Below are 2,297 nucleotides of genomic sequence, written 5' to 3' on the forward strand. Positions count from 1 at the left end.
CTATGAACGCGCGGTACCAGTATGCCGGCGCCCCTGCCAGGATCAAACCCGTCCGTACCATTCCCACGAGAAAGGCACCGAGAAAGGCGCCGAAGATGCTTCCATAACCCCCGGTGAGCAAGGCCCCGCCGATGACGGCCGCGGCAATCGCCTCCAGCTCGATTCCCATCCCCAAGGTGGGATCGACCAGCTTGAATCTCCCAAAGGTTATGCATCCTGCAACTGCGGCGAGCAGTCCGGAGAGGGCGAAATTGACGAGCTTGACCCTGCCCGTATTGACTCCCATGGCCCGGGCAACCCCTTTGCTCCCACCGGTTGCATAGACCCAGTTCCCGTACCTGGTCCCGCTAAGGACGATCTCAAAAACGACCACGATCCCGGCAAGCCAGAGAGCCGAAGTCCTAAACCCGCCTGCAAAGCGTTGGGCAAGGGCATCCACGAAGGCCGAGTGGCCCTCGAATCGGATGACGAACCCGCCTGAAACGGCCAGCAGAACCCCCCGCCAGACCATCATCATGCCCAGGGTTGTTATGAAGGAAGGGATGTCGGCTCGCAGGGTGATCACTCCATTTACGAGCCCCATCAAACAACCGAGAACCAGGCAGATAAGGAACGCAACAAGCGGGTAGATCCCCTGATTGAGCAGCAGGGCGAGAGTCATGGCAGCCACGGCGAGAACAGATCCCACGGAGAGATCGAACTCCCCCGAGATCATCAGAAAGGCGATTCCCACCGTGAGTATTCCCAGCTCCGCGGTGACCGTCAGGATCGCCGCAAAGGTCCTCGCCGTCAGGAACTGCCTCGAAATCAGGGAGAAGACGAGAAAAACGACGACAAATCCTATGATCGCCCCGAATTCCGTGTACTGGAAGGCCCGGCCCATCAAGCCGCCCAATGAGAGGGTTCTATCCCTGCTGGTCATGGCTTGTCTTGTCCTCCTCCATGGTAAGGAAGATCCCCTTCCGTGGTTTCCAGGGCACAGGGCCCGCCCGGCAAGAGCCCGAACTCCTGCAGGACAAGCCCTGTGCCGAGATCCTCATACTAACGATACCCTTCCGCGACGGTCTTCTCCACGATGGCGACGTTCGACTTGTCGACGATAAAAGGTCCTGTCAGAACGTCTCCTGTGGGGCAGAGTCCCTGCTTCTTGTATTTGTAAAGGAAAATAATCGGCAGGTAGCCCTGGAGATACTGCTGCTGTTCGGCGGTGGCGACCATCGTCCCGTTCTTGATGGCATTGATGATGGTCTTCGAGAGGTCCGTGTTGACAAGCTTCACCTTGCCCACGAGCCCCTCTTCCTCGACCACCTTGACAGCCGCCTCTGCACCGGCCCGGGTCACCGTGAAGATGGCGTCCGTGTCAGGGTGCCTGAGGAGGTAGCTCCGGTAGGCCTCGACCCCCTTTGCGAGGTCAGGGGTGATGTCGAGCTTCTCGGCAGGGACGCCCTTCTCCTTCATGATGTCGATAAAGCCCTTGGCCCTTGCCTCCAGGCCGATATGGCCCACCTCCTGGATGCCGACCACGGCCCGCTTCGGTCTGAACTCCTGGAGCAGCCTTCTTGCCGCCTTGACACCCGTGAGGTACTGATCGGTCCCCACGTAGCAGAGGTAGGGAATCGCCTCCTCAGGCGGTCTCGGATCCTTGACGTTCGCAGCAATCACTGGGATTCCCATGGAGATCGCCCTCCGGAGGGGCTTGTCCAGGGGTTCTACCGAAGTAATGGTCACGACGATGCCATCTGGCTTGGCAGCGATCACTCCCTCGAGCATGTCGACCAGTTCCTTTATTGAGAACTTCTCCGGACCCATATAGATGGCCTTCACCCCCACGGTCCTGGCAGCATCGTTCATGCCCTTCATCACAACCCCCCAGAAGGGCGTGGCAGGACCGCCGTGTGAAACCATGTAGAAGGTATACTCTTCTTTTGCCTGGGCGGCCGGTACACATGCCGGGCCGAACGCACCGAGGACCAAGCCGAATGCAACCACAACGGCCAACAAGGCCTTGAGACTCAGCTTCATGATTTTCTCCTCCTTTCTGAATTCTCGGTCAAATCCTCTTCCATCCCAACCAGACCTGCCTGTTCCTATCACCCCCTCTCTCTATCAGAGGCTCTCTCCTCCGGCTTCCGGCCGCACCCCCCCACATGCCGCCACGGGAACTAGAATGCCGGAGAGAGCCGCCTCAGCCCGAACCATAGCAAGCCGATGCAGGCCAAGACGAAGCACTCCAGGAGCATGAAGCCCGTCTTGAGTGTCGTCAGTTCCGATACGAGGGACATCAACCACGGCACGGC

Annotated in this window: 2 protein-coding genes; both read right to left on the minus strand. The window is 59.3% G+C overall.

Annotation, left to right across the window (positions count from 1 at the left end; translation table 11 throughout):
* A partial coding sequence (locus JRJ26_20650; protein MBW2059900.1) for an ABC transporter permease occupies positions 1-922 on the minus strand: 922 nt, incomplete at its 3' end.
* 119 nt (positions 923-1,041) lie between these two features.
* On the minus strand, positions 1,042-2,022 hold the full coding sequence (locus JRJ26_20655; protein MBW2059901.1) for a sugar ABC transporter substrate-binding protein: 981 nt from the start codon (positions 2,020-2,022) through the stop codon (positions 1,042-1,044).
* Between the last annotated feature and the right edge of the window lie 275 nt (positions 2,023-2,297).

The sequence above is a fragment of the Deltaproteobacteria bacterium genome, from assembly GCA_019308905.1.
In the GTDB taxonomy this organism is placed as follows: Bacteria; Desulfobacterota; BSN033; order WVXP01; family WVXP01; genus JAFDHF01.